General features: G+C 58.0%; 1 protein-coding gene. It reads right to left on the bottom strand.

Going from position 1 to position 1071, the window contains the following annotated elements; translation table 11 throughout:
• Window positions 1-29 precede the first annotated feature (29 nt).
• Window positions 30-1071: integrase core domain-containing protein (locus RRH01S_RS33075; protein ID WP_042477874.1), on the bottom strand; the 1042-nt coding region annotated here is incomplete at its 5' end.

Here is a 1071-nt window from a genome sequence, read left to right as displayed (position 1 = left end):
GGGTCCGTTCTGGACACATGGGTTACGGTTTATTCCTGAGACATAGGTAACACTTTTGGACCGAAAGGGTTCGGCAAAGGTTCAAGCCTGCATGTCTCATCATCGAAGTATCCCAGATCGTAATCCATAAAGCTTGTAAGCCAGATATGGTCTTCGACCTGTTTGATGCCGACGGCCTGACCGGCGAAGACCAGACTGAGATTGATCTTCTTCCGCTTGTAGCAGATGCGTCCGCATGTTGTGACGGTGACTGTCTGGTCGTGGAACGGGTAGTCGAGATCGGGTAGGCCGCGATAGACGCGCGGTGAAGCGTCGTAGCATTCTGCCGGGCAGGCCATGTTGAGCGCCTGGTGGGGCCGCTCGGTATTGAACTCCTCGACGAAGTCGTCGAAGCGGGCTTGCTGCTGCAGGAAATTGTCTCCGGCCGGCTTGGTTGTCTCAAGTTTCAGTGTCAGATGCATGCGCTCGTGGCGGCCGTTCTGCTGCGGATGGCCGGGCTTGATGCGCTCGATGTCGATACCGAGCCTGAGCCACCAGACGGCGAGCCGAGACAGATTGAACAGTCCGTTGGGGCTGGCGAAAGGCACTCCGTTGTCGGTTCTGATCGCCTTGGGCAGGCCGAACTCCTTGAAGACGCGTTCGAAAACGGTGAAGGCGTAGACCTCCTTGGTCGTGTGCAACGCTTCGCAGGCCAAAAGATAGCGGCTGGCGAAGTCGGTGATCGTCAAGGGGTAGCAATAGCGCTTATCGGCAAGCATGAACTCGCCTTTGTAATCGGCGCACCACAGGTCGTTGGGCAGTCCTGGATTGGAGAGTGCTGTTCCTTCAGCCCTGTTGCGCCGTCGCCTACCGTGCTTGACCAGGCCGTTGCGGTCGAGGACGGCATGCACGGTTGAGATCGCCGGCGTGTGAACATCCGGATATAGCCGCGCCAGCCGCTCCCTGATCTTTGGTGCGCCCCAGTTGGGCTTGTCCTGCTTGGTCCGCACAATCAGCTTCTCGATTTGGAAAGGAAGCTGATTGGCGTGCCGGTAAGGCCGTCGCGATCGATCTGTCAGTCCTTGCAGACCA

Origin of the sequence: Rhizobium rhizogenes NBRC 13257, from assembly GCF_000696095.1 — a bacterium.
GTDB classification, from domain to species: Bacteria; Pseudomonadota; Alphaproteobacteria; order Rhizobiales; family Rhizobiaceae; genus Rhizobium; species Rhizobium rhizogenes.
The sequence above is the reverse complement of the archived record's forward strand: the minus strand, read 5'-3'. Positions and strand labels throughout refer to the sequence as shown.